Genomic DNA, 25,523 nt, shown 5'->3' with positions numbered 1-25,523 from the left:
CAGTGGTTTGGGGCGTTTTGTTGGGCGAAGATTGGGCGATTGAGTGGCGACTGGTGCGGAAGTTGCCTTTTGCCTGATATCGACCACGGGCGGATTTGCTGGCTAATGGGGGCACAGGGTGCTCATTCGATTCGTTCCTGTCTTTGCTATCGGGAGTTGCACGCATTCCTCACGCAAACTGGAATACGACGTCGACATTTAGCGGTCTTCCCTATCGGAATCTGGTCCTTGTGGTTCGAGCCGATCCGATCAATTGCGGATTGGAAATGGAAGCATCTTCACGATCGAAGCACCTGAAACGTCGGCGGAGCGTAAATACGTCGCCTCAGCCACACTCAACGGCAAACCGCTGGAGCGTCCCTACCTTCGCTGGCAAGACATCGCCGCCGGCGCGACCCTGCATCTGGAAATGACCGCCAAACGGACCGCCTGGACCACCGAGCGCCCGCCGTCGGTAAGCGTCAGCGACTGCTGATCCATGCTCAATACCGCGCCACCAAAACTCAGTGCCTCCGTAATAGCAGTCTGTACGTCTGCATGGTGATGTCTCTCACTAAGGCGGCCTGCCCAAGGCCGCGAAGCCTCACTCTGGCTTGCATACGGTTTGTGGTAGACTGCTGTAAAGCCAGCACGGCTTGCGGAGCGGGCTGTGGTTTTCAGTTGCGCAGTTGTCGAGCGTCAGGAGCGAGAGTTGACGAGCAGAGAAATCGATCAAAAAGCCGCGATCATGATTGTGATCGATCACTTCGGCAACGTTCCGCCAGGCACCAAGTGCTCGGCTGTCTTCATCGATACGCCGAAGCTTCGTCGTGAGCAGGAGTTCTACGCGAAACTGTACAGTGAGAATGGGGTGCACGATCCTGAAATTCTTCGAGAGATGGTGGCGGCGAATGTGCCCGACAATCCGTATTGGTTAGTCTCTTTAAAATACGTCGATGGGGCATTGGGAGATGTGAGTCGGCTGCACCGCGTGGACGCCCGAACCGGAAAAGTACTCGCCGAACCCGCGTGATCCGCTGCAGATTCTGTCGCTGTTGGTCTCGAATTGATCCTTGTTCCGTCGATGGCGAACAACGATCCCGAAACGCCGGTTCGAGCTCGGAAAGCCGAAACAGAGGACAGGCAAACAATCCCAGCAGGCAAATGATGCTGGACTCTGTTTTGAGGGAACCGGGATCCGATGGTCGCTTCTGCAACCATCGTTTCCTCGCGATCGCTTGGCGATGTTTGTCAAACGGGCCCGTTATTGTGACCACAACCAAGAATGCAAGTCATTCTGCCACCCTCATTCTGCCAACGCTTTCTCGTTTGATTTCTTGGCAGAATGAGTTATGGCAGAATGAGTTATGGCAGAATGATTTGTGGCAGAATGATTCAGGGCAGAATGATTCAGGGCAGAATGTGTTGCGCACCGAAGGGAATCGATCGCATACAAATGCTGCGGCTGCTGAATTTCGTGAAGCATCCCGTCCAACATTGATGCGTTCCATAGATCCCCGTTGCCGCATGGCTGTACCGTAAAGCGGTTGTTGATCGCATCCTTCGGGCGAAGCGGTTATAGTCGGAGCCGAGACGACAACGAGACTTACCCTTGAAGGAGCATCTTGCGATGACTGTGCGACAGAAACTGTTTCCAGCGATCCTCTGCGTGAGCAGCTTTTGTACAGCCTCTGCGTTGGCAGATCCGCCGGGACCTGTCGGACACTGGAAACTGTCGGGCGATGTTGCTGATCACTCCGAGCACGAGAACCACGGAACAAATCGTGGCGTCGATCTCAAGGTCTCCGGACGCGATGGCAAAGCGGAGACGGCGGGCGGTTTTGATGGCCGCAAAAGTTATGTCGAAGTCGCTGACAGCCCGTCGCTCGATCTTGCAGGGAACGATTTTTCGATCGGCATGTGGGTGAATACCGCCGCGGAATTGGATGACGTGCTGGGCGATCTTGTCAGTAAATATGATCCGATCAGCCGACGTGGGTTCAACTTCAGCATCCAGAACTACTCGGGCGTCACTTCGTCGCAAGCGAACGATCGCCATCTGCACTTCGGAATCGACAACGGATCACCAGTTGGCCAGTGGACCGATCATGGGCAGCTCGGCAACGCGGTGATGATCTTTGGAATGGCGGTCTACCAGGGACAGTTGTTTGCGGGAACATGCGAAGCTGGCCCGACGCAATCGGGACGCGTGTTTCGCTACGACGGGAAAACATGGACCGATTGTGGAAGTCCCGACAAATGCAACGCGGTCTCGGCGTTCGCTGTCTATGACGGCAAGCTGTACGCCGGCGTCAGCAAGTATCGCTTGGGCGGATCGTCGTTGGAAGAATCGGAGAACCCCAACCTTGGCGGTAAAGTTTATCGCTACGATGGCGATGACAGTTGGACCTATTGTGGCACGCTGCCCGAGACCGAAGCGATCAACGGCTTGGTGGTCTATCGCGGACAGCTCTACGCCGGATCGTTGTACGCTCCCGCTGGCTTCTTTCGCTACGAAGGAGGGACCGAGTGGACGTCGTGCGGCACGCCCGATGGTAAGCGGGTCGAATCGCTGACGGTCTACAACGGTGCGATCTTCGCCAGCGGATACGACGAAGGAGCCGTCTATCGTTACGATGGCGAGCGATGGGAACACCTCGGCATTTTGGAAGGTGCCAATCAAACGTATGGCTTTGCAACGCACCGTGGCGATTTGTATGTCAGCGAGTGGCCCAACGCTAAAGTCTTCCGTTGGGGCGGCGGCAAGAACTGGCTTCCTGCGGGGCAGCTGGGCGAAGAGTTGGAGACGATGCCGCTGATGGTCTACAACGGCAAGATGTATGGCGGCACCTTGCCTCTGGCCGAAGTCTATCGATTCGACGAACCAGATTGGACGCAAGTCGGACGCCTGGATCACACACCCGATGTCCGCTACCGCCGCACGTGGACGATGGCCGTATTCCAAGGCCGGTTGTTCGCCGGGACGTTGCCTTCGGGGCGTGTACATTCGATCGAGATCGGCCGCAACGTCAGCTACGATCATGCCTTGCCAAGCGGTTGGGTGCATTTGGCCGCGGTACGCGACGGGAAGCAATTGCGGCTGCATGTCAACGGCAAACAAGTTGCAACGTCGGCTGTTTATAAAGAGAACGATTACAACATTTCAAACGACCGCCCGCTGCAGATCGGCTTCGGCGCGCACGATTACTTCAACGGCAAGATGAGCGATCTACGAGTCTACAATCGTGCGTTGACAAATGATGAAATCGAGCAGCTTGCTAACACGGTATCGCCGTAACACCATCGTTTAGCCGTACAACGGCCAACATTCACGACACCACAACTCCAATCGACATCACGGATTGATCCATTGAAGACAACTTCGGACACCGCTTCGCGACGTGACTATTGGGCTCAGCAAATGCAGCTGGGCTACGACCTGATCCAACAGATCATCCCCTTCGAGGTTCACGAATGTTGCGAGGGCTTCGCGTCGCTGCCCGATGCGGCAGAACGAGCTGGTATCGAGATGCAGTTCTCCGAATCGAAGATCGCTGGCGAACTCGAGCGTGTCTTCTTCATCCGCGAAGGGTTGGTCAACAAACTGCTGGACATCGGTCGTGCGATGAACGATCGCGGCTGGATTTTGAAGATCGAAGACGGCTATCGATCCCAGGACATGCAGAGTCAGTTGGTCCGCAAGCCGGAGTTGTTTGATGCGATCCTGAAGAAGTGCATCTGGGAAAACGACGGCCAGCTGCCTCCGACGGACCTTGTCTTTCGCCGGGCGACGGTACTGATCGCCAACATTCCTAAAATCGGGACGCACATGTCGGGATCGGCTGTTGATATCTCGGTCTTCCGCCGCGACGACGGCAGCGAGGTTTGGCGTGGCAATCCTTACCTGGAGATGAGCGAGCGAACGCCGATGCGGTCGCCGTTTATCGAGGCCGCTGATCTGCAGAACCGATTAGAGATCACCGCAATCATGGAAGCTCACGGCTTCATGCACTTCCCGTTCGAATTCTGGCATTACAACCAAGGCGATGCGATGGGAAACATCCTCAGCGGTCACCCCGCTCCCGCCCGCTACGGACCAGTTCACTGGGATCCGCAAACCAATCGAGTCACTCCGTACGACGAACCACTTCGCCCCCTAAATCCTCTCGACGCGATCGAGCAAGAGATCGCCGCAGCAACGCAGCGTGCGACGACATCGATCTAAGACAGGATGAGACTTTGCCTGTCGTTGTTTCGCGTAACTTTGCGTTATTCGCGAGCGAAACGATGGTGATTAGCCGACGTAATCGGCGGATGAGCTCCCGCAGGCCCGCGCTTCGCTCGCCGGGCTTGCAACGCTTTGCCCTGGGCTAGGATAAATACATCTTCGCCAGTCATTCGTTCACTTAAGCACAGGCCCTTGCAGCTGCTTGCCATTGGTGGTGAGCAATTGAAAATGATGGATTCCGGGCTTTTGCCCGTCGACGTATTTCCAGACGACTTTCTTGTCGCGTGTCACTTCGAACAGCTTCGGGGCGTTTGGATCTTTGCGTCCGGCGGCGTAGCTGGTGATGACGATATTGCCGCTAGGCAACACCTGAGAGCCGCAGGGATCTTGAAGCCAGGCGCCCGGCAGATCATCGTTGGTCAGAGTCCAAACGATCTTGCCGTCGCTGTCGAAATCGACGACTCGATTGCCGTTTGTGCAGCATACAAGAGTGTGTCCGTCGCCGTGCCGGATCGCGGTGAACGGCCAGCTGTGGATCTTGTGTTCGGTATCACCGGGCACGGTCGTGTCCAGCTTGTTTAGGACTTCACCATCATTGCCATAGTGGAAGACGGCAAAGTCCAACAGATGCGGTGCTAGGAAAGTTCCATCGGCGAGCTTACGAGCCATCCGCGTCTGCATGTGATGGTTCTTCATTTGACACGCCAACGGAAACTCTAAAACAATCTCACCCTCCGAATCGATTTCGAGCAGGCGTGGTTTGTCGCCCGCCTCGGTGATGACAAAATTCCCCTCAGGAGTTGGCTGGGCGCTGTTGACTTCCGTTTGTGTCCCTTCCCAAAGGAGCGTTTCGGTTTTGTCGGGAGCAATTTTGACAACCGCTCCGCCGCGATAACGCTTCGATTTGCTTAGCGTCAGAACGACAGTACCGTCGCGAAGCACATAGCCGTCGCGAGTGGATGCTGGATACGTCCAGCTGACCTTGCCGTCGTCGTCCATGATGTAAGTCTTTTGCCCACATGCCAAGAAACTGTGCGTAGTTTCCTGATCGCTCGCATCGGTTGAAGAGGAGAGGAAGGCGACCAGAGCGGCCAATAGTGCTGCGGACTTCATCATTGTTATCATCCATTTATTTACGAGTGCTCTGGTTTTCCACCCTGAACCGCCGCTCGCATGCTTGCGATGCCTGGAACCTCGTCGTTCTTTCCCAGTGGCGGATCATTCGTTCTTCAGGCGGACGCTACGGAACCATTGCAGACAGCCCGCTGAAGCGAATTAACATATCACAAATACGGAAGCCGAATGCAAAACCTGTGCGATCGGTCAACGCTGTTAGGTGTTCGCTTGTGTTTACGCAAATCAGCCGAAATCGAAACAATGAACCGCCTTGGTGCTCGACATCGCTCCTCTTCCTGCACGCGCGGCAAAGAAGCCATCAACCGGCGAGACCTCTTGCACAGCGATCGCCCTCCAGTTACACGGGAAGACGGGGGACCATTTTTTGCCTACGCTCACGATCTCGCCTACCGTTGGGTTGCGATGATCCGATCCGCAGACGTGCTTGCCGTCGAAACCAGCCGGATGCGGACGATCCAACTTGAATACCGAAGACAAGGCCGGTGCCTTGGGGAATCAATTGAAATGAAAGTAATCGTCGATTTGTGCGTCGTTCCGATGGGAGTTGGCGTTTCGGTCAGCAAGTACGTAGCCGAATGCCAGAAGCTATTGCAAGAAGCCGGTTTGGAGCACCAGCTTCACGCCTACGGCACAAATATTGAGGGTGACTGGGACGATGTCTTTGCCGCGATCAAGCGTTGCCACGAGCGTGTTCATGCGATGGGAGCGCCGCGCATCACGACAAGCATCAAGGTCGGAACGCGCACCGACCGCGACCAAACGATGCAGGATAAAATCGACAGCGTAACCGACGGAAATCTTTGATTGCTCCACCGGCCCGATCCGGACGCCACCCGGCCATGACGGAAGTGTCCGACAGCATGTAACCGCACAAAACAAGGCAAGAAGTTATGGCGATCATCGTGATCGACGCTGGGCACGGAGGTGACACAAAAGTAGGCGGATCATCCCCGAACAATGCGACGGCGCCGGAGGGGACGCTCGAGAAAGAGCTCACCTTGGACATCGCCAAACGGGTGCAGCGAATCCTGTCGGCGATGCACGACGTGCGGATGACTCGACAGACCGACGTGAACGTCGGGATTGCCGCGCGAGCTCACGTTGCTCGAGACGCAGCGGCGGATGTCTTTCTTTCGATCCACTTCAACGGCTTTTCCAATCCAAGCGTGCAGGGAACCGAAACACTTGTCTGGCCAGGCACCCGGCCGCCAGAAAGGTCGTACGTGTTGGCCAATCTAGTTCAGAAAGCGACAGTCGGTGCCACTGGCTATCGGGATCGCGGAATCAAAGATGAGCGACGGCTGGGCGTTTTGAATCCACAGAATCACGTCGCCAAAACGGCTCGTTGTTTGGTGGAAATCAGCTTCATCACCGGCCCCGGAAAGACGAACGCCGAATCGGATGAACGAAGGCTAAAAGACGCGCGTTACAAAGACTCGATTGCCGAAGCGCTCGCCGAAGCGATCGAGGCGTATCTCTAATCCCGGTGCAAGTGCTGGAGTCGAGCCTTCAGGCGAACTCCCCCCGAGTCGCGCGCAAACCAGTTCCTCCATCGACCCGCTACTTAACCGATGCCAGGTCGTCGACAAGCTGCGTCCGCATCTGCGCTTGTCGCACCGCATCTTGCATCCGCAGAATCGCTGCCGGATGCCAAGTTGCGATCGTGCTGTCGCACCAATCGGTTCGCATCACCTTTCCTCGATCCTTTGTGATTCCAAAGTCGCGACCAAACAACGGTTGGGCCGCGGTTGCTCCCAGACAAACAACCACCTGCGGACCGATCGCGGCAAGCTCCGCCTCCAACCAAGGCCGACAGGCGTAGATCTCTCGCGAATCCGGTTTCTGATGCAAACGCCGCTTGCCGCGCGGAGTCTCGGTTTCCCTAAATTTGAAATGTTTGACGACGTTGGTGATGTAGACGTCGCGGCGATCGATCCCCGCGTGTTCCAACGCTTCGTCGAGCAGCTTGCCTGCCGGGCCGACAAACGGATGCCCCTCGATATCCTCGCGGTCGCCTGGTTGCTCTCCGACCAACACGATGCGAGCCAACGGCGAACCTTCGCCGAAGACCGTTTGCGTGGCACACTGGTGCAACGAACAGGCACGGCAGGTGGCGGCCGCAAGGCGCAGCGACACCAAGTCGCCATGCTCGGGCATGAAGTGGGCCGCCGTTTCGGCAAAGCCTTCGTTGGTTTGAATCATCGCGTCGGCACGGGCAGGTGCCTGTCGCAACAGGTCGTCGATCAGCGTTGCTTCGGGCAGCGTGGGCCAGTGTCGCACGGGCATCTCACGCTTCATCGCGGCGACCTTCACGCGTGCCGGATTGAAGATCGATGCGTAATAGGCCTTCCACAGATCTTCCAACGCATCTTCGTCGGGAGCTTCCGATACAGGGACTCCATGTCCGTAGTGCAACGAAGTCTGATCCCAAGTCACCGATTCGTCAGGTGTTAGGATCGACCAATGCATGCCGCTGAAACGACGTGCAAAAAACGGTGCGGCCAAACGAACGATCCGATGGTCGGGACGGTGCCAAGCAATAAACTGCTCCTCCGCGCCGCCGGTCTCGAGTTTGCGAAACCGCACAAAGGCTTTCATCTTGTGGATGTCGCGCGACACCCCCTTACGCATCAGCGTCAATTGATGGACATCGTCGTCGGTGGTCACCTGCAGCAGATGCGGCTCGCCGTGTGTCAGCCGCCACAACATTCGATACAGCAGCGACCAGCGGCCCGATTCGCGATGGCAGGCGACGTATCGGGCGAGCTCTAAAAACGCTTTCGGAACACTTGGCGTTGTGCCTTCTCCACCGAGACCCGCAGCGGTTGGCGATGGCGCATCATCGAAAAGAGATCGCTCTGCACCCCCGATCCATTGCACGTCGGTCGGTGAAACGCCCGACGCCAATAGACGTCGCGCTGCGTCGCGCCAGTCGTCAAATGTTTCGACGTGGATGGATTGCATAAGGGGAACTTTCAGCGGGACGCGGCGTGAGGCATCTTGTTTGGGGCCGATGGAATGCGGCCGCTCTGTAGCTAGACTTCTCCGGAGAGAGCAGAACTTGCGGCATCGAACAGCAGCAACTGTTTTGTCTTCGGCTTCGCTTTTGAACGCAAATCCAGTTTGTCCAGATTCAACAACGCGGGGTTGTGATCGGCGGTCAAGACGAAGAACTTGGCGCGATTCCAGGCGACTCGCAACTTCTTCATGTCGCCGCTGGCGAGCGACTGAAAGCGACGGATGTTCAAGATGCGTTTGACGTTCCTCGCACCAATCCCCGGAACTCGCAGCAGCTCTTCCCGGCTGGACTTGTTCACGTCGACTGGAAAGTAGTGCCGATTAGCCAGAGCCCAAGCCAGTTTGGGATCGATGTCCAGCGAGAGATTCTGATCCGCTTCGGCCACGATTTCGTTGGCGTCGAATCCGTAGAAACGGATCAGCCAATCGGCTTGGTACAGGCGATGCTCGCGAACCAGAGGTGGCGATTGACCGGGCAGGCGCGCGTCGGCATGCGGGATGGGACTGTAGGCGGAATAATAAACGCGGCGCAAGTTCTGCAAACTGTAGAGTTGCGATGCGGTCTTGAGGACTTCGACATCGGGCGTGTCGGTCGCGCCGACGATCATCTGAGTGCTCTGGCCGGCGGGCGTAAATCGCGGCGGTTTGAATCCAGCCTTTTGTTCTTGCTTGGTCTCGTCGATCTTGTCGCGGATGCCCGCCATCGCACCTTCGATTTGGGGCTTCCTTTTTTCGGGAGCTAACTTATACAGATCGCCTTCAGTCGGCAGTTCGATGTTGACGCTCAACCGATCCGCCCACAGACCGGCTTCCTCGATCAGCGACTGCGACGCGTTCGGGATCGTCTTCAAATGGATGTATCCGCCGTAACGTTGTTCCGTTCGTAGCTTTTTGGCGACCGAGATCAATTGCTCCATCGTGTAGTCGGAGGTTTGGATGATCCCGGAGCTGAGGAACAGTCCTTCGATGTAGTTGCGTTTGTAGAACTCCATCGTCAGCGACACGACTTCATCGACAGTGAACCGAGCCCGCGGGGTGTCGCTGGAGATGCGATTGACGCAGTACTGGCAGTCATAGATGCAGTAGTTGGTCAGCAGGATTTTCAACAGCGAGACACAGCGTCCATCGGGCGTGTAGCTGTGACAGATCCCCATCCCCTCGGTGCTGCCGATCGTGCTGCCCGGTCGCGTCGTTTTGGAACCGCTGCTGGCGCACGACGCATCGTACTTTGCAGCGTCGGCCAGAACCGTCAGTTTGTCTCGTACATCCATTCAATATTCCAGGTCATTGATCGCCGTGGTCGTTTTCGCAACAAGTCCCAAACAGCATGAAACTCACGCAAATCGACAGACGGATAGAACCGCAAAACTAATCCTGCGTTAACTCGCTTTGGCTCTTCAGCACCTCGTCGCCATCGTCTTGTTCGATCAGGTAGGCCGGTTCCTCTTCCGTTGCATTGCGAGTCACTTCACTCCCCTTAATGGTTCGCGTGACTTTGCTTTTGAACGCGTCTTTGATCTTCCCCTTGCCCACACCGGTACCGAAGTTCCATTGGACGGATTGGTTCTTCTGAAATTCTTGGCTCATCTTCTTGCTCCCTGGAACGCTGGACGTCGGACTGCGTCGCAAACCTGACAGTAGTGCAATCCCGATGCCAAACGCCGGGTCTGGCCTCTGCCGCAAATTGATCGGGACAAGTACGTTGTCACCCTACGAGCAGCCAAGCTCGCAAGATCTACCGGTCACTTCGCGAGCTTCGCGGCGTCGACCGATGCTCTCGCGTCCTTCCAAAGATGAAGCGACAGCGCGGAACTTGGCGGGAATACGTGTTCGGAAAGCTTGCAGAGAGATCGATAAACAAACGGCCTCGTAGCGGAAGTCGTCAAGACTTTCGAACGCGACGAATCTCTTGACGGCTTCCATTCCGGTTTAGCGATGGTTACGAAAGTCTTGACGACTTCCGCTACGGCTGCGCGTTGATGACGAATCTCTTGACGGCTTCCTCTACGGTTTAGCGATGGTCACGAAAGTCTTGACGACTTCCGCTACGGTTGTGGGGTTACCTCGCTCGGCGGCCTCGGCCGTTCATCGGGTCGAGCTCGCCCCAATAACCGCCGATGATGTGTGGGAACTTGCCCGGCGTCACGTGATAGTGCGGTCCGCGGACTGCGTCGTCGTGCAAGTTGAAATCGTTGAGTGGGTTTTGTAGGTCATCCTTGGCCAATAAACCGTCGGCTTCATAAGGTCCGTAGACTGGCAAGCCGTCGAACGCGAATCCGATCACCGATGAGTGCATCTTGCCTTCGTCGCTCCACGGCGTCTTCACGCACACAGGGTATTTGTGATAGTGATACGCGCTCTGCGGACTCGGGTGGCCACAGCAACGATCCAATCGCCAAACCGCATCGGTCTCGAAGATGTGATCAAACGGATTGAAGAAGATCACTCCATTCGTGGCGACGCCGATGGGGCCCATGGGCAGAGCACCGTTGGCGTTCTTTTCGTCCATCGCGATCGGATCGGCCGCCAGCTTCGGTTCCTTGGGCAAGTACCAAGTGTTCGCCTTCTCTTGGATGTAAGAGGGATTCCCGTCCAGCATCCGCCACTTGTCGGGGAAAGTAGCGGTCGGGTGATTAGGCAGATTGCGACTTCGCATCACAATGTGATCTTTCGTCACCGAGATGACAACGGCGTACGGCTTGTGCTCATCCTTTTTGACGATGTTGCCTTCAAAATCTTTGTAGCCAGCTCGCAGCCACGACGACATGTTCCCCGCAAAGGGTGCCTCAAAGCGATCCGATCTGTAAAGCAACTGATCGGCATTGGTGTAATCGAATTGCTTGGGAAGCCGCTTCGAGCCGCCTTGCGGATCGAAGTACCAGCGACCACCAAGTGCCACAAGCGAATTCGGTTCGGGCTGCGGGAATTGTCGGTCCGCGTTGGCTGGGGCTTCGTACCCGGCAGGTACGGGAATCGGTTTCAGGTTCACCGAGTTGACCCAGAACTCGGCCTGCTTCCCTTTGCCGTTTCCATCGGTGAATCCGACGCTCAATTTGACCGAATCGATCTCAGCGAAGGGAGTCCGGAAATCCATCGCGTAGGTTCGCCACGTTCCCAGCCCAAGGCTCGCATTAGTCCCCTCGTCCTTAAAATCTTTTCGCTCTTGGACGACCTGCGGATAAATTCGCGTCTTGATGAAGTCGAGTGAACCGGCGCGGCCCTTCTGGAAAAACTCGACCTTCAAATACAAATTGTCCTTGTCGACGACAAAGCCATCTTGAGCCATGCCGAGAATGTCGAAGCGGTACCAGCGGTCTTGCGGCTTGATGGCGTCGCTGATGATCGAAGCTTCACCGGCAAGCTGCTTGTCTCCGTTAAGATCGACGGCCGACATCAACCGAATTCCTTTGCCGTTGGATTCGGTCAGTCGGTTTCCCAAGATCCCGAAGTCGGCATCGCCTTGAAGCTGCACACCGGCCAGCGAAGCCCCCTCCACGATACTCCTATCCGTAGCGGAACTCGTCAAGAGTTTCGGATTCCGTTTAGCGGAACTCGTGGAGAGTTTCGCCGAACCCGGTCTGGTTTCTGTAGCGGAACTCGTGGAGAGTTTCGATGGTGTGTCGAAAGTCTTGACGACTTCCGCGACGACGTGTGTTGCGGGTTGGTCGGCGGCGATTTGTTGTTTGAATTCCGCCAGCTCGCCTACCAACTGAGCGACGATTTTGCTGTGGCGTTGGGCAAGGTTTTGCCGTTCGCTGGGATCGGCGACGATGTCGTAGAGCTCCACTCCCGCGGCGGATTGAATCAGTTTCCAGTTGTCTTGAAAGATCGCAAAGTCTTCTTCGGCGATCACGATGCGCCGTGGTTTGGATTTGCCGCTGACAAGATTGGGCCACAAGTTTTCGCCATCAAGCGGCTTGTCGCGGTACTCGCCACCGTAGCGGAACTCGTCAAGAGTTTCGTTGTTTTTGTTTCCTTTGCGGTAACGGAACTCGTCAAGAGTTTCGGATTCATCGGTCCGCCGAAAGTCTTGACGACTTCCGCTACGACGGTTCTCCGGTCGAAAGTCTTGACGACTTCCGCTACCCTTGCCGAGTTGTACACCGACGGCGCCGGCCAAGGTTGGCAGGAGATCATGGATTGCGATCATCTGATCTGACACGGTCCCTGGCTTGACGATGCCGGGAGCATGGATGATGCACGGAACGCGAATCGCGCCTTCATAAACCTGCCGCTTCTGTCCACGCAGCGGCGCATTGGTTCCCATCCGGGCCGCTCCGTTGTCCGATGCAAAAACGATGATCGTATCGTCGCGCATCCCCTGCCTCTCGATGGCGGCCATGATCTTCCCGATTCCTTGATCCATCGATTCGACCATCGCGGCATAAGTCGCACTGCGTTCATCGAGTCGACCGCGGTACTTGGCAATCAGTTCCTTGGGAGCTTGAAACGGACTGTGCGGAGCGTTGTAGGCAACCACCATACACAACGGCTTTCCCCCGTAGCGGAACTCGTCAAGAGTTTCGTTCGACTCCGTTCCTTGTCGAGCGTCTTGACGGTTTCCAGTGCGGTTGTTGGGACGAAAGTCTTGACGACTTCCGCTACGATCCTCAACTCGAAAGTCTTGACGACTTCCGCTACGGCGGGTTTCGATGATTCGGATCGCTTCGCGCGTCAGCAGGTCGGTGGCGTATCCTGTTTCGTCGATCGTCTCACCATTTCGCTGCCAGTCGATCTGGCCTCTTCCATTTGTGTGTTTGTAGTAGTCGATCGAAGCATCCAGGAAACCGTAAAAGTGGTCGAAGCCGCGACGACTTGGGTTGTGCGCCGCGTCTGTCGAGCGGCTCAAATGCCACTTCCCAACCAAGGCAGTTTGGTAACCGGCGTCCTGAAAGTCCGCTACCAACAACCGTTCGCTCATCGGCAGCCCCTCGTCGCGGGGACGAACCGGTCCGCGAATTCCGTAACGATGCGGAAAACGCCCGGTCAGCATCGCTGCCCGAGCGGGGCTGCAGGCGGGGTAGGCGTAGAAGCGGTCCAATTGCAGCCCTTCGCTCGCCAACCGATCGATGTTGGGCGTCTCGGCGACTCCTCCGTGAAAACCGACGTCGCCCCAGCCCAGGTCATCGGCCAACAGGACGATAACGTTTTTTTGTTTCGGCATTGGTTCCGATCGATCGCGCTGCGCCGATGCGGTGTCGGATTCCGATAGTCCTGCCAACGCGGTCAACAGAAGAAGAGCAGATGTGCGGAGCGTAAGGATTGGTTTCATTGTCGTTTTTCGCTGATAGAATGAGTTTGGCGTAGCGGAACTCGTCGGCAGTTTCGTTATTCAATCCAGGAATACCGTTCGGAAGCCTTAGCGGCTTCCGCCTCAACTGCTGATCCCTGAACTCATAAACCCGCGTTCTCCGAACGATCTACTGCCTATCCGAAAAGTTTTATGGCCGACGACCTCGAAGAACGACTCAACAATGGCGACACTGCCGCGTTCGGCGAGTTGTTCTCGCTGCATCGGCCGCGAATTTGGCAAATCGTCCACTTTCGCCTCAGCGACAAAATTCGTGGGCGCGTCGACCCGGATGATGTGGTGCAGGAGGTCTTCCTGGATGCCGAAAAGCGACTTCGGCACTACATCGATGGCGACTTCCCGTCGCTGTTCCTGTGGCTGCGTCTAATAACTGGGCAGACGCTTAGCAAAATCCATCGCACACACTTGGGAACCGAATCGCGAAACGCTTCTCGGGAAGCCACCCCAGCTGGTAGCAATCTGTGGGGCAACACATCGCTTTGCCTTTCGCAGCGTTTTATCGCCCACATGACTTCGCCCAGCCAAGCCGCGGTTCGCGGGGAACTGATCGCCGAAGTGCGGACAGCGCTCGCGAACATGAACGACATCGATCGTGAAGTTCTAGCGCTGCGTCACTTTGAAGAGCTAACCAATCAAGAAGTGGCGATTGAACTGAACATCAAGCCAAAGGCGGCAAGCATCCGCTACATGCGAGCGCTGGAACGCCTCCGCATCGTCGTACTGGAGGCTCTCTCGTAGCGGAACTCGTCAAGAGCTGTTGATTACCCACAAGTCGCCGCAAAAACAGCTCGTTTTGGCACGGTATTTGCGCTTGTAGTATTTCATTTTGCACAATGAAATCTTAAGGTGAAAGCATGCAACCGACCAGTATCGCATACGAATTTCAAGATATTCAACTTGGAGACAAACGTCTCAACGATCGAGCCGAAGCGTTGCTCGCCTCGCTGGCGGCCAACCCTTCGGCCAGTATCAACGAAGCTTGCAGTGGCTGGGACGAAACCAAAGCCGCCTACCGTCTATTCGATAACCCCAACGTCGATCCAGAAGCCATTCTCGGGGCTCACGCTGAAAAGACACTCCAACGAATCAAAGCCCAAGACACCGTTTGCATCGCACAAGATACCACCGAACTGGACTACACCGCGCATCCGCCCGAAGGCGTCCGCAATCTCGATCGCTTAGGCCGCCGTGGACTTTACGATCATTCCCACATCGCCTTCACGCCGGAGAAACTTTGTCTCGGGGTGGTCGGTGTTAAGTTTTACGATCGCGACAAAGAAGCGCTCGGCACCAGCAAGAAGCGAGAAGGCCAACCCCTACACACCGGCGAAGGGCAACGATGGCTCGATGGTTACCGCAAGGCCTGCGAGATCGCCGGAAAATGTCCTGAAACTCAGATCGTTTCGCTGGCCGATCGCGAAGGAGACATCTACGACATTTTCGTCGAAGCCGATCAGCATGAAACACCGGCTCAGTTCGTCATTCGCTCGCAGCGAAAACGCTCGTTGCCGGAGAAAGACCCCGATGGCGGGCCTGCGGCTTATAAGAAAATGCGTGCCGAAATCGCATCCGCCCAGCCGGTCGCTTACCGCGAAGTCCAGCTTCCCCAAACGCCCAAGCGAACCAAAGGATCAGGAAACAAACAACACCCCGGCCGTGAAGCACGCACTGCGAAGTTAGAAATTCGAGCGAAGCGGATGACCCTTCGTGCGCCACACAACAAGCAGTCTTCGATGCCGCCGGTCGAGATCAGTGTCGTTTGGGTGAGCGAGATCGATGGCCCAGGCGACGGAACCGAAGTCGACTGGCTGTTACTGAGTTCTCTGCCGGTCGACACGATTGCCCAGACGCTGCGGATTGTGGATTTGTATGTGGCTCGTTGGCCAATCGAAGTATTCTTTCGAGTTTTCAAAACTGGCTGCCGGGTCGAAGAGATTCAACTCGAAGCGAGAGACCGACTGATCCGCGCGTTGATGTTTTACAAAGTGATCGCATGGCGGATCATGTTTGTGACCTTCTTAGGCCGCGAGTGTCCAGAGCTTCCCTGTGATGTCGTCTCCAGCGAAGCGGAATGGAAGTCGGTCTGGAAAGTGGTGGAAAAGACGGCTCCCCCAAAGCAAGCTCCTGAGCTGTCACAATTCATCCCGCTCCTTGCGACCCTTGGCGGCTACAATCACCGTGAAGGCGACGGTCCGCCGGGAGCCGAAGTGATCTGGCGAGGCACGCGGCGAATGCTCGACTTCGCCCTCTGCTGGCAAGCCTTCGGACCAGACCAATGACTTGTGGGTAATCGACAGGAGGTTACGAGTCCGAGCGATTTGGTCTGATGCATGCAAATGGACTCGTAGCCTCGTCCACGACGCTTCGTGGAACGGTATTGCGGTTAAACGTGAAAACGCTGTGCTTGCTGCTGAATAGGGCCCTTAGGTGCAACGGAGTATTAAGTCATTACCGACCGGGAAATAGAACGATTGCCGATCGCGGATTGTATCGATGCAATCACGGCGGCGTTGGCGCGCAAACGGTCGGTAGTGCTCAAAGCGCCGCCGGGAGCGGGCAAGACGACCGGCGTGCCGTTGGCTCTGTTGGGTTCTGATGCGTCCGAGTCGACGGCCGGCCAGTCCGGTCGAATTCTGTTGGTCCAACCGCGTCGCTTGGCAGCCCGCAGCGCCGCCGCTCGCCTGGCAACGCTGCGGCACTCCAAACTTGGCAGCGAAGTCGGCTACCACGTCCGCTTCGATCGCCAAGTCAGCAGCGAGACGCGTTTGATCGCGATGACAACCGGCATGTTACTGCGTCGGCTGCAGGACGATCCGCTTCTGGAGGACGTCGGTTGCGTGATCCTCGACGAATTCCACGAACGCTCGCTCGACGGTGATCTCGCACTTGGGATGTTGTGCCGAATCCGTCGGACGCTACGCGACGACCTGCGACTGGTCATCATGTCGGCCACGCTGCAGCCGGAGCCGATTGTGGAGTTCCTAAGGGATTCGGAGGGGATCGAGAGTCGTGGGCGTTCGTTCGACGTCGCGATCTCGCATGCGGGCGATCTGTCGACCGATCGGATTGAAAACCAGGTGGTGGCCGCGTTGCCCGAGATGTTGAGCAGCACTGCCGGACATATCCTGGTGTTCCTGCCCGGCGTCGGTGAGATCCGTCGCACTCAGCATGCAATTGAAGCAGCCGGTTTGGCCGGCGATTGCCAGGTGATGCAACTTTACGGCGACCTGCGGCCCGACCAGCAAGACCGTGTGATCGCCGCCAGCGGCCAACGAAAAGTGATCTTGTCGACCAACGTCGCCGAAACCTCGGTCACCATCCCAGGCGTGACCGGTGTGATCGACAGCGGATTGGCCCGCGTGTTGCGCTACGACGACCGCGTCGGGCTGCCCCGGCTGCAGATCGAAAACATCTCGCAGGCTTCGGCGACGCAGCGGGCCGGGCGAGCCGGGCGTACCGAACCAGGTGTCTGCCGGCGATTGTGGCCCGAGACGCTTCAGCGGACGCGGCCTCCTGTCGACTCGCCGGAAATCTTGCGAGCAGACTTTTCCGGCGCTGCATTAACGCTGGCCGCCTGGGGTGAACGCGACGCGACCGACTTTCCATGGCTGACGCCGCCTCGCTCGGATTCGGTCGACCGGGCGTACCGGTTGTTGGACTTGCTGGGCGCAGTCGATGCCGATCGCGCGGTAACCTCGATGGGCGAACAGATGGCTGCCCAACCGCTATCGCCGCGACTTGCCCGGTTTCTCGTCGAAGCCGAACAGCTGGGGATCGCCGACGATGCGGCTCTGGCTGCCGCTTTGCTGACCGAGCGCAGCCCGTTTGATCGCGATTCATTGCCAACGGGAGCGGATGTCGGCAGTTGTGACGTTGCTCTCCGCGTGCAGATGCTCAAGGACCTGCGGGACGGCAACGCCAACGTTCGGGTGCATCCGGGGGCGGTGAAGACGATCTGGAAGGTTGCCGATCGCTTGGCGGATCGACGGTCGAAGTCGTCGCCGCGACAGCAGTTGTCGGACGGCGCAACGGTCGCCGCCGATTTGCTGGCCCGTGCCTTGCTCGCCGCATTTCCCGATCGCGTCGCCCGACGCAGATCGCCCGGCAGCGCGCAGGGCGTGATGGTGGGTGGCCGCGGGGTTCGGTTGCATCGTGGATCGGTCGCCTGTCACGTGGCGACTGCGCAGGTGGATCGCGGAGAGTTGTTCCTCTGCTTGGACGTCGAAGCGTCGGGCTCCGAAGCTCAAGTTCGCATGGCGACACAGATCGACGCCCGCTGGTTGGACGACGCTCAGGTGCGGCGAGTCGATCAGCCCCGTTTCGATCCGCAATCGCAAGCCGTGCAGATGCGGCGCTGCCTCTATTTTTCCGATCTGCTGCTGTCGGAGGCTCCGATCGCTTGCGCGCCTTCGCCTGAGACCGCGCAGTTGCTGTACGACGAAGCGGCTCGCGAGCATGCCCGCGTCTTTCCGCCCGACAAGCCTGAGGTCGCTGGCTTGATCCACCGCGTTGCATTCCTCAACAACCACGCCCCCGACCTAGAATTACCGCCGCTGGACGACGACCGCATCAACGAAGTGCTGCGCGAGCTTTGCCAATCGCGGACCTCGTTTGCCCAATTGCGTTCCGCGCCGTGGTTGGACCATTTGCTCGGCAGCTTCGATTATCAGCAGCAGCAAGCGATCGAGCGTCATGCGCCCGCGAGGATGCAGGTGCCCAGCGGCAACTGGCGGACGATCGAATACACGCCGGACAAGCCGCCGGTGATGCGAGTCAAGCTGCAGGAGCTGTTTGGATGGACCGACACGCCGCGGATCGCCGGCGGCCGTGTCCGCTTGCAATTGCATTTATTGGGCCCCAATCAACGGCCTCAGCAGATCACCGACGACCTCGCCAACTTTTGGAAGACGACCTATACCGTGGTTCGCAAAGAACTGCGGCGGCGGTACCCCAAACACCATTGGCCCGAGGATCCGCTGTCGGCCGAAGCGACCCGCAACGGCATGCAACGCAGGCCCGAAAAGAAATAAGCCGCCGACCGTACCCGTCAGGTAAACACGAAATTACTTGGCGTTGCGAGGTGGGAAGTTCATCTTGGCGATTTACTGATGCATTGCACGACAAAAGGAATCGCCGCCTCTCACATGGATTGACTCCGGAGGAGTCCACGTCGGTAGCTCGGGGCGGAAGCCCCGAGAACGCTAATTCCGCCGCAGAAGGAGCAGGTCCGCGGCCAGCGTGACGTCCATCGCCTGAACGACATCCAAGCGAGACTTCTGGGAATGGCGGACCGCACGGTACGTCATTGCTAACGCGTCGGCAATCGCGTCCGGATCTAGGTTGACGTTGATGTGCCAATGCTTCCGATCCACGACTTCAAGACCGGCATCCGTCATCTCGTCGGCAATCATTTCCCAACGACTGCGGCGATGGCCAGCTTGCTGGACTTTCTCGCGAAGTTCGATCAAATCATCTTCGCCCGGCACGGCAACCACACAGATCCCCCCGGGCGCAAGAACGCGATAGATCTCCGAAACCGGACGCCGTCCGAAAAGTGAGATCACTCGTTGAACACTTTGATCGGCCGCTGGCAACTCGCGATCCGCGTTCGCCAGCACCCAAGTCGCCTCAGGCCACCGGCGAGCAGCCAACTTGATAGCGCGCCGGGACAGGTCGATACCGCAGTACGAATCGGCGTCGTCGGGAAACAAGGCAGGACCAAACGATCCTTCACCACACCCTAAATCAAGCGTTCTTTGATTCGTCTGCGCGGCGACCGTCGCAACCCACGGACGCAGCGTTTCGATCAGAGATGTTGCGTGCCCACGTTGAAGCCAACGGTGACGGGCCAAAACAGCATCCAGCGAATCACCAGGATTTTTCGACTTCTTATCCTGAGGTTGCAGGAGATTCCAGTAGCCCTGTTTGGCTTGATCAAAATGATGGCCCGCGCGGCACGCTAAGCCTCGCTCGCATGGCTCAAGCAATTCTTGACAATCTCGGACGGTACAGCGCAGTTGAAACATCGCCCGATTGTAAATGCGAAGTCACAAACTTACAGGGGGCTTCACAGCGTGCAAGGATTCTGTCACGCGTCCTGCGGCCAAGAACCGAATCGTTATCGATCCGTATCGTCGGCAGCTCCCTTCCCCGAGACGCAGGCCCGTTCGCTCACGTCGGGCAACAGACGCTCAACCTACTTTGCAAACGACATTCCGTGTCCAATCAACATGGTTCCGAAAGAGCCCCAGGCGATCGACGCTTTTCACACGACCAAACTGCGATCTTCAGCATCCCCGTTGGCCGAAAATCGCCCAGCCATCAAATCGGCAAGCGGCCTGGTGGAATCGATGCGTTGCAGCAATATTTTCATGGCCGCAGTGATAGGCGTTGCGAGAAACATCCCAATCACTCCCCACATCATTCCCCAAAACATGAGTGCAACCAGCACCGTGACAGGGTGAAGGTCCGATGAATTGCCCATGATTTTCGGCTCGACCAAATTGCCACTGATGCCCTGAATACCACACGTGACGACGATCGCCGACGCCATCCAACCAATGCTGCCTTCTGGATTAAGCAGGATCAGTGGAATCGGAAGCAGGCTGGCAACGAGCGGCCCGATGTTTGGGACGAAATTTAAGAGGAACGCCAAAACGCCAAAGGTGAATGCCATCGGGACGCCGAACATCCGAAGCGCGAGCCCAAAAGCCAACCCCGTGAAGATGGAGATGATCGTCTTGAGTCCGAGGTAGGAACGGATTTGTTGATCGATCTCGCGGACCATCGGCCAATCGTCGCCGACCGTCGGTGTGCCGATCAACAAAAAGAAGACATAGATCATCACGATGGCACACGTCGACACAAGACTGATAAATGCCTGAGAGATGATCGAAATCCCGTCCCGTATAAATGCGTCGACAAACTCGCTCGCGTCTCGCGCAGGGGGCTCATTGGCTTTCACGATTCCAGCCGACTTGGTCACGTCGACTGCCGATTCCTTTGTGGGCAAAAACGAAGCGACTTCTTCTTCAATGCGACTGCCGATCTCTTCGACGCGGAGTTCGGCCCAGTCGACAATTTCTTGAACGCGAATTCGATACATTTCCGAATTGGCATTCAGGTCGACCATCGACATCCAAACGGAGACCCCAAACGCAATCATTAGTCCCACGCCGAAGACAAATGTAAGCCCCGCGGCGATGAGCCGGTTCACGCCCAAACGCCGCTCCAGCGTCGTCAAAATGGGGCTTACGCCGCTGACCACAATCAGCGCGACCACCAGCGGCACCAATACCGGGCGGAGCCAATAGATCGAGAAAGTGACTGCAACGACAGCCAATGCCATCAGGCAAACAGTTTGTACGCGAGTGTCTGTCGTTGGGTCCTTGGGAATCATAAACGACGAAAATACCAAGAACGCCCACAGTCGGGAAGCGATGGCGGCCCCGAAAGATGCGATCCCCATACAAATGTTCGCTTGACCTCATAAGGAAATGACGGGATTGAAACGCGGAGCCGCAGAGATCGCAGAGGGGCTGTGGGCGATAGACACTCTACGTCCTCGGCGCCTCTGCGTTTGTTCTTCCTGCCCTGGCCCCGACCACTAATGTCAGTTGCTTCAAGACGCGTCAACTTGCACCCGACGTCGTTGTCTCTAGCTGCAACCGAGCGAACGACTCTCGATCGCTGCGGTAGGCAGCAGCAAGACTTGCATTGGACGGGGCGACAAATGGCCCCCCTGAGTCGAGTCACACGAAAGAACAAACCGCTCGACCAGATGGCTCGCCTCGTCCCAGTCCTGCGGAGACATCAACAAGCCCCCAGTAAAATGCCTAGACGCCCGTTCTTCCCGCAGCGTCCTGGCGACGCAATTCGAGGCCAACCGCCACGCCAAAGGCAATCATTTTGTGGATGTCCCCTACTGCTGCTCCTACGAATGAGAATCGACTCGTGTCAATCGCTTCACCAAAACGGCAACGATCGCTGTCAAAATGGCGGCGATCCCGCCGCACAGCGCCGCGGCTTGGTAGTGCCCAAAGATCAGGTTCCCAATTCCCGGCAGCACCGCGTAAACGATCCCCGTTGCGGAGAGGGCGGTTAGGATCGAAAGGCCAATGTCGGTATCGACCTTGACGTTGGGATTGCGTTCGGCGACCGGCTTCCAAAACGGTCCGCCCGGCCTGACCATTTGAAAGAACCTATCGAGCGTCGCGTCATCGACGGGGGGCGTTAACCAAGTGACGATCACCCACAGCGCGATCGTCATCACGGCAACAGAAAACATCTTGACCTCCGGCCCTAAGATGGGGCCGCCGCCATCGGCGGACACCAGTCCGCTGGCAAGCGCGATCGGTTCGACTGTCAAGAAAAACAGAAGCGATCCGAACATCGAAACGATCTCGCTCCAAGCGTTGATCCGCCACCAAAACCAACGCAGCATAAAAACGGCTCCTGTGCCAGCGCCCAACGCCAATAACAACCGCCAAGCAGCGTCGACCGATTGGCCAAACATCAGCACCGACGCGACGCCACCGGCCAGCAACACGATCAGCGACGCATAACGCGACGCTCGGTTTAATTGTTTTTCCGTTGCATCGGGACGCATAAACCGCTGGTAGACATCGCGAACTAAATACGATGCGCCCCAGTTCATTTGGGTGCTGAGCGTCGACATGAACGCGGCGAAGAACGTGACAGTCAACAGGCCGCGAAGTCCCGGAGGACTGAGGTCGCGCATCACTCTCGGAAAACCGACGCCAGAGTTAAAAGCGGGATCGGCAAGTTCGCTTTGACGCAGTTCCGGGTACATCGCAAGCGCAGCCAGCGCTACGACTAACCATGGCCAGGGACGAACACAGTAGTGGGCGATCTGAAACCACAGCGTCGCGAGCAGCGAATGACGTTCATCTTTGCAAGCCGCCATCCGCTGAACGATAAATCCGCCACCGCCGGGTTCAGCGCCTGGATACCATGTCGCCCACCATTGCACCAACAGCAGCAACAAAAATACATGCAGCGGCAGCCATGCGTTGGCACCTGTAAAATCGGGGATCAAATCAAACGCTGCCGTGCCGCCCTCGCCAAAGTTCTCGATCACTTTGGCTTCCAATTGCGAAGCGCCACCGAAGTGCGCGATCGCCAGCCATGCCAAGGCAATACAGCCGAACATCGCGAGACAGAATTGCAGCGCATCAGCGACTGCAACGCCCCACATTCCCGAAAGCGTCCCATAGACGCCCACCATCATCAGCGTTCCAGCGATGATCAACCAAGGCCGAACCGACAGCGCGTTATCGCCGAATACCGTTTGTTCGAGCGTCGACGCGGGCAGTTCGAACAAGACAGTTTCGTCCAACACTATGAACATCGCCGACGTCACCCAACCGATGATGATCGGATTGACGATCAGGGCGACGTAGATCGCCCGGGAACCACGCAGCAGGGCCGCCGATTTGCCCGAGTAGCGTAGCTCGACGAGCTCGACGTCGGTCATCACGCCCGACCTTCGCCACAGCTTGGCATAAACGAAAACAGTGATCATGCCACCGAGCGCAAACGACCACCAAACCCAATTCCCGGCCAGACCGTGCTGAATCGTAAGCCCAGTTACGGCCAACGGCGTATCTGCGGCAAACGTTGTCGCGACCATCGACGTCCCGGCAATCCACCATGGCAACGACCGTCCAGAGACAAAATACTCCGCAATGTCCTTGCTGGCTCGATTGCGGAACCAGAATCCGATCCCAATCGTGATGGCGAAGTAGGCACCGATGATCGCATAGTCGATAGCGGTTAGGATCATATTGGGTTCTTGGCTGGGGGTGAATCGTCGCGACGATCTAAGGAGCTGGACGAAGCGGAATCCGTATACGTTAGCCGATTTCAGCCTCCGCAGGAAAAGGGAGGGGGGCTTAAGAATCTTCGAGACATCGCCCTGGATCATTTCGCAATCGGGAAAAAAACTGCGTGGGATATCGCTAAGGGACGGCCAGGGCTATTCAGTGTTTCAATTTGAGGTATCAGCCGCCACGCGCTAGCGGCTTGTCGGTTTAATCAGCCGTTTGGGCGTTAGCCCCGGTTCCGCTGCCACTAAACCGGGGCTAACGCCCAAACGGCTAATGCAAGGAAGCTCGTTGTGACTAAACCGACAAGCCGCTAGCGTCCGGTTTAGCTGGAGAACCGGACGCTGGCGCGTGGCGGCTGATTTGCCTAAGCACAAACACTGATCAGCCCTGCTCGAACCGCCACGAGCACTGGGCTGCAGGTTAAAGTCGCAATCTCGAAACGGATTTATCGGCGTGGCGTGCAGGCGACCGAGCGATTTCTGAGCAGAGACTACATCCGGCACGACGCCAAGCTCTCGAAGTACAATTGCCTCACAACGTGTTAAACCCGTCCGTTAAACTTAAAGGTTCCAGCTCGAGCTTCAGCCAAGAACGAGACATCCGATTGGCACGTTATGAAAGATTGAATCGGGAAGTCATTTTTGAGCCGTCCCTTAGAAGCCTTCCTTTTTTAGTTCACTGCTCAATGCGCTGCGTGTGGGATACTTTTGCCGAATCGCGTCCGCTTTCGCATCCGCCATCGGTTTGCCGCAAGCCATAGCAAGCAAGCCTAGTTGCTTAGCTGCACGCTGATAGGCGGGGCGGTTTCTTTCGGAGATCGCGCTGTCGATGCGACCGATTGTAAGTTCGGGATTTTCGGCGATTGAAGCCAATTGTTTTTCGAGTGCTTTCTCCGCTGCGGCTTTTTGTTCTGCCGATCGTTTTGCCGCCTCTGCAAGTTGGATTCGCAATCGTTCGGCTTCGATTTTGGACACAGCCTCTCGCAATTGCCCCAATGTACGCTCCCCAGTTCCAAGGTTTGGAGCCTCAGACGCCTGGGTGCGGATTGTTGTGAGCAACTGCGATGCAGCGAGTTTCGGCTCGGTTAAGCAACGCCGTAAGTTCTCCGCCAGTTCTGCCTCGGAGAGCGATGCCATCCAATTGTCGATCATGGAATCGTCGCTTGCGCTCTTGTTCCGTTCTGGAGATGCTTCGGACGCGACCGACAATAGGTCCGGGTCAATCTCGTAAAAACTGCGCAACCGGTCTAGCGCGTAGTGTTGGTCACGAAGTCCCGCTGGTACTGGCGGCTCAATCGCGTCGTCGTCCCAATTGAATGCGAGATGCGCGATGTACAGCGGTCGCAGATCACCAACGATCAACATCTCACGAATCGGAATCAAGTCGCTGGCGAGATTCTGAACATCCTCCATCCATTCCCAGGTCCCCGCGTCGCCTTCGGGTTCCAAGGTCAGAATTCCTGCTGTCCCCGTTCCATCCGGTTCCCAAAAGATTCCCTCCTCGAACAGATAGGGTTTGATCGCATCGGCGAAAGGAAACCCGTCGGGCATTCGGAAAGCGATTCGCCGGATTCCAAAGTTAGCATAGTGGACATGAACGTCGTAGCCTCGCCGCATCATCTGATCGACATCACCGCGAAAATCGCCGAAGTGATATTCGTTTGTGAATGACCAACGGGAAATCTCCGCTCGAGTGGATTGTTGGCGCATGAATTCCAAGCTTGCATCATCGAGCGGCCCGTCCACTGCACGAAATTCAATCCATTGATACTCTGACATCGTTTTCGTCCTAAAAATCTGGGGGAAGAACTACTGCACGATTGGAATTCCAGAATTGCCAGATCCGAGCGGCACGACCACAACTCTCATATCTGGTGCTCGAAACCTCTTTTAGCAATACCGCCCCGGCTGTTCAACGGCCTGGTAATACCGTTCGGCGGTGCAGCCGTTACGACCGTTTGCTGTCCGATACCGAATCCAACATGTTAGGTCCACCGCCATCG

19 protein-coding genes are annotated in these 25,523 nt (G+C 56.9%); 10 read left to right on the top strand and 9 right to left on the bottom strand.

All coding sequences use genetic code 11. The features are described from left to right. The first annotated feature begins 253 nt into the window (after positions 1–253). The 5 genes from CA51_RS10950 (at position 254) to CA51_RS10930 (ending at position 4,204) form a co-directional block, all read left to right on the top strand. Positions 254–475, top strand: a complete 222-nt coding sequence (locus CA51_RS10950; RefSeq protein WP_145120473.1) for a glycoside hydrolase domain-containing protein — start codon at positions 254–256, stop codon at positions 473–475. Positions 476–727: 252 nt separating this feature from the next. After that, a complete protein-coding gene (locus tag CA51_RS10945; RefSeq protein ID WP_231746121.1) occupies positions 728–1,012 on the top strand; it encodes a hypothetical protein in 285 nt (94 codons plus the stop codon). A gap of 236 nt (positions 1,013–1,248) precedes the next feature. Next, entirely contained in the window at positions 1,249–1,521 is a 273-nt protein-coding gene (locus CA51_RS10940; protein ID WP_145120469.1) for a hypothetical protein, read from the top strand. A gap of 88 nt (positions 1,522–1,609) precedes the next feature. Then, positions 1,610–3,277 (top strand): LamG domain-containing protein, encoded by a 1,668-nt coding sequence (locus CA51_RS10935; RefSeq protein WP_145120467.1) that lies wholly within the window; start codon positions 1,610–1,612, stop codon positions 3,275–3,277. 72 nt (positions 3,278–3,349) lie between these two features. After that, positions 3,350–4,204 carry a M15 family metallopeptidase gene (locus CA51_RS10930; protein ID WP_145120465.1) on the top strand — a complete coding sequence of 285 codons (855 nt, stop codon included), beginning with the start codon at positions 3,350–3,352 and terminating at the stop codon, positions 4,202–4,204. A 177-nt stretch (positions 4,205–4,381) separates the two neighbouring features. Here the strand turns inward: CA51_RS10930 and CA51_RS10925 are convergent, their stop codons facing one another. After that, entirely contained in the window at positions 4,382–5,320 is a 939-nt protein-coding gene (locus tag CA51_RS10925) for a hypothetical protein (protein WP_231746120.1), read from the bottom strand. Positions 5,321–5,848: 528 nt separating this feature from the next. Between CA51_RS10925 and CA51_RS10920 the strand changes: the two genes are divergently transcribed. Together CA51_RS10920 and CA51_RS10915 are read left to right on the top strand one after the other, a co-directional pair. Then, positions 5,849–6,148, top strand: a complete 300-nt coding sequence (locus CA51_RS10920) for an MTH1187 family thiamine-binding protein (protein ID WP_145124117.1) — start codon at positions 5,849–5,851, stop codon at positions 6,146–6,148. Between the two features lie 86 nt (positions 6,149–6,234). Beyond that, positions 6,235–6,825 (top strand): N-acetylmuramoyl-L-alanine amidase family protein, encoded by a 591-nt coding sequence (locus CA51_RS10915; RefSeq protein ID WP_145120461.1) that lies wholly within the window; start codon positions 6,235–6,237, stop codon positions 6,823–6,825. 79 nt (positions 6,826–6,904) lie between these two features. Here the strand turns inward: CA51_RS10915 and CA51_RS10910 are convergent, their stop codons facing one another. From CA51_RS10910 to CA51_RS10895, 4 genes are all read right to left on the bottom strand, one after another. Continuing rightward, entirely contained in the window at positions 6,905–8,308 is a 1,404-nt protein-coding gene (locus CA51_RS10910) for a UdgX family uracil-DNA binding protein (RefSeq protein ID WP_145120459.1), read from the bottom strand. Positions 8,309–8,379: 71 nt separating this feature from the next. Further along, the gene (locus CA51_RS10905) at positions 8,380–9,633 is read right to left on the bottom strand and encodes a putative DNA modification/repair radical SAM protein (protein WP_145120457.1); all 1,254 of its coding nucleotides are present in this window, start codon (positions 9,631–9,633) and stop codon (positions 8,380–8,382) included. A 97-nt stretch (positions 9,634–9,730) separates the two neighbouring features. Continuing rightward, complete coding sequence (locus CA51_RS10900) at positions 9,731–9,949, bottom strand: hypervirulence associated TUDOR domain-containing protein (RefSeq protein WP_145120455.1); 219 nt, start codon at positions 9,947–9,949, stop codon at positions 9,731–9,733. Between the two features lie 472 nt (positions 9,950–10,421). Continuing rightward, positions 10,422–13,634, bottom strand: coding sequence for a sulfatase-like hydrolase/transferase (locus CA51_RS10895; protein WP_231746119.1), 3,213 nt, complete (start codon positions 13,632–13,634; stop codon positions 10,422–10,424). A 171-nt stretch (positions 13,635–13,805) separates the two neighbouring features. Between CA51_RS10895 and CA51_RS10885 the strand changes: the two genes are divergently transcribed. The 3 genes from CA51_RS10885 to hrpB all read left to right on the top strand — a co-directional run bounded on the left by CA51_RS10885 (position 13,806) and on the right by hrpB (position 18,703). Beyond that, a complete protein-coding gene (locus CA51_RS10885) occupies positions 13,806–14,411 on the top strand; it encodes a sigma-70 family RNA polymerase sigma factor (protein ID WP_145120453.1) in 606 nt (201 codons plus the stop codon). 116 nt (positions 14,412–14,527) lie between these two features. Then, a complete protein-coding gene (locus tag CA51_RS10880) occupies positions 14,528–15,952 on the top strand; it encodes an IS4 family transposase (protein WP_145120451.1) in 1,425 nt (474 codons plus the stop codon). A 192-nt stretch (positions 15,953–16,144) separates the two neighbouring features. Continuing rightward, positions 16,145–18,703 carry an ATP-dependent helicase HrpB gene (gene hrpB, locus CA51_RS10875; RefSeq protein ID WP_197451747.1) on the top strand — a complete coding sequence of 853 codons (2,559 nt, stop codon included), beginning with the start codon at positions 16,145–16,147 and terminating at the stop codon, positions 18,701–18,703. A gap of 171 nt (positions 18,704–18,874) precedes the next feature. Here hrpB and CA51_RS10870 read toward each other — a convergent pair whose 3' ends face one another. The 4 genes from CA51_RS10870 to CA51_RS10855 all read right to left on the bottom strand — a co-directional run bounded on the left by CA51_RS10870 (position 18,875) and on the right by CA51_RS10855 (position 24,933). Further along, positions 18,875–19,699 carry a methyltransferase domain-containing protein gene (locus tag CA51_RS10870; RefSeq protein ID WP_145120447.1) on the bottom strand — a complete coding sequence of 275 codons (825 nt, stop codon included), beginning with the start codon at positions 19,697–19,699 and terminating at the stop codon, positions 18,875–18,877. Between the two features lie 239 nt (positions 19,700–19,938). Continuing rightward, positions 19,939–21,021 carry an AI-2E family transporter gene (locus CA51_RS10865; RefSeq protein ID WP_231746118.1) on the bottom strand — a complete coding sequence of 361 codons (1,083 nt, stop codon included), beginning with the start codon at positions 21,019–21,021 and terminating at the stop codon, positions 19,939–19,941. A 585-nt stretch (positions 21,022–21,606) separates the two neighbouring features. Further along, a complete protein-coding gene (locus CA51_RS10860) occupies positions 21,607–23,478 on the bottom strand; it encodes a sodium:solute symporter family protein (protein ID WP_197451746.1) in 1,872 nt (623 codons plus the stop codon). A 696-nt stretch (positions 23,479–24,174) separates the two neighbouring features. Then, on the bottom strand, positions 24,175–24,933 hold the full coding sequence (locus CA51_RS10855; RefSeq protein ID WP_145120442.1) for a hypothetical protein: 759 nt from the start codon (positions 24,931–24,933) through the stop codon (positions 24,175–24,177). Positions 24,934–25,523 lie beyond the last annotated feature (590 nt).

This window comes from Rosistilla oblonga (assembly GCF_007751715.1).
GTDB lineage: Bacteria > Planctomycetota > Planctomycetia > Pirellulales > Pirellulaceae > Rosistilla > Rosistilla oblonga.
Note: the sequence above shows the minus strand (reverse complement) of the source record. Positions and strands in the feature narration are given on the sequence as shown.